The following is a 1,874-nucleotide window of genomic DNA, read 5'->3' on the forward strand; positions in this document are numbered from 1 at the left end:
GACTGCGCCGCACCAGCGGCAAACCGGTCCATCCGGCCAGCGGGCGGACAGGAACAACGCCTCGGCATGGTCTTCGTCCGGCACCAGATCCAGGAAGCCCTGCAGGGTCAGGTGATCGTTCGCCATGACCCCAAGATATGGAGAACATACGCAGAACGCAATAGGCCCGCCGATCTTTACCCGCTGCGCAACCCGAAGCTGGCCGATCTCGTCGAAGGAGCGATCGGCGCGGGGTCGATTTTTGAAGAGACGTTCGGCTATCACGCCGACGGCGTCGGCCCGGAGACGGCGAAGCTGCCGCCCGGATGGCTCGACCGGGCGTACCGGCTGAATTTCGACACCACCGCAGCGACGGGAATATGCCCCGAACCCAACGATCTTGCCGTGTCGAAACTGGTCAGCGGGCGGCCGAAGGATCTGGACTGGGTACGAAGCGGCTTACAGGCTGGCCTGTTCAGCCCGGACACCATGGCCGAGCGGCTGGCAGACGTGGCCGATATCTCGGAACAGACACGCGAGCTCGCCGGCAAGCGCCTGCGGGGGATGTCGACTTCGTAACACCGCCCCCACCCTTGCCCTCGCGCCGACCGTTCGGCTAAGACGCGGGCCTTCGGGGCGGAACGCCCCACCCGTCTGGACCCGGATCGGAGCCCGTGCAGCCGTGAGCGAGCAGCAGCCCCCCGTCTACAAGCCGTTCCCGGTCTCCTGGGAAGAACTGCACCGCTATTCCAAGGCGCTCGCCTGGCGCCTGGTCGAACTCGGCCCGTGGAAGGGGCTAATCGCGATCACCCGCGGCGGCATGGTGCCGGCGGCCGTGGTCGCGCGCGAGCTCGAGATCCGCACCATCGACACGCTCTCGATCGCCTCCTACGACGAACGGGAGCAGGGCGAGTTGCAGGTGCTGAAGAGCGTCAAGCAGGATGTCGGCGACGGCGCGGGCTGGCTGATCATCGACGACCTCGTGGACACCGGCAAGACCGCGCGGGCGGTGCGCAAGCTGCTGCCCAACGCCCACCTCGGCACCGTCTACGCCAAGCCGGAGGGCCGGCCGACCGTCGACACCTTCGTCACCGAGGTCAGCCAGGACACCTGGATCCTGTTCCCCTGGGACACCGAGCCCCAGGCCACCCAGCCGATCTGGAAAACGGTTGAGCGGCCGCGGTAGGTGATCTGACAGGCCGGCGGATCCCCTCGCCCTTGAGGGGAGAGGGAACCCGCCGCGACGGTCTTTTTCTCGCGATAGATGGGGTAACGGGCCGGCGCGAGCCAGGCCGTAGCGGTCGGGGTGGTCATCCCTCACACTGTTGGTGATTAAAACCGGCGTCAGGGCGGACCTGCGCCAAACAGAGGAGGGATGACCATGGACCAGTATGCCGGAATCGACGTGTCGCTGGAAACCTCCAGCGTTTGCGTGGTGGACAGCGCGGGCAAGGTGGTTCGCGAGGCCAAGGTCGCCAGCGAGCCGGAGGCGCTGATCGTCTGGTTTCGCGGTCTGGATGCGCCGGTCACGCGGATTGGCCTGGAGGCGGGCCCGCTTTCGCAGTGGCTGTACGCAGGATTGCGCGAGGCTGGCTTCACAGTCGAGCTGCTGGAGACCCGACAGGTGGCCGATGCTTTCCGGTCGATGCCGGTCAAGACGGACCGCAAGGACGCACGCGGCATCGCGCAGCTGCTGCGGCTGGGCTGGTTCAAGCCGGTGCACTGCAAGTCGCTCGGGGCCCAGGAGGCGCGGGCGCTGCTGACAGCGCGGCGGCAGGTACAGACCAAACGCCACGACATTGAGATGTCGATCCGCGGGATCCTCCGGGGGTTCGGGCTCAAGGTGGGCAGGACGACACCTAAAACCTTCGAACACCGCGTACGTGAGCTTGTCG

At 66.8% G+C, this 1,874-nt stretch carries 4 protein-coding genes; 3 read left to right on the forward strand and 1 reads right to left on the reverse strand.

Annotated features, from left to right (window positions below):
• A partial coding sequence (locus CKO28_RS29555) for a transposase (RefSeq protein WP_200344683.1) occupies positions 1-126 on the reverse strand: 126 nt, incomplete at its 3' end.
• Between CKO28_RS29555 and CKO28_RS27455 the strand changes: the two genes are divergently transcribed.
• From CKO28_RS27455 to CKO28_RS27465, 3 genes are all read left to right on the forward strand, one after another.
• Positions 67-558: a DUF6036 family nucleotidyltransferase gene (locus CKO28_RS27455; protein ID WP_200344689.1), complete on the forward strand. Its 492-nt coding sequence runs from the start codon at positions 67-69 to the stop codon at positions 556-558. The two genes, CKO28_RS29555 and CKO28_RS27455, sit on opposite strands and share 60 nt — an antisense overlap.
• A 103-nt stretch (positions 559-661) precedes the next feature.
• Positions 662-1,165 carry a xanthine phosphoribosyltransferase gene (gene gpt / locus CKO28_RS27460; protein WP_200344685.1) on the forward strand — a complete coding sequence of 168 codons (504 nt, stop codon included), beginning with the start codon at positions 662-664 and terminating at the stop codon, positions 1,163-1,165.
• Positions 1,166-1,360: 195 nt separating this feature from the next.
• A partial coding sequence (locus CKO28_RS27465) for an IS110 family transposase (protein WP_200344687.1) occupies positions 1,361-1,874 on the forward strand: 514 nt, incomplete at its 3' end.

It is taken from the genome of Rhodovibrio sodomensis, assembly GCF_016583645.1.
GTDB lineage: Bacteria > Pseudomonadota > Alphaproteobacteria > Kiloniellales > Rhodovibrionaceae > Rhodovibrio > Rhodovibrio sodomensis.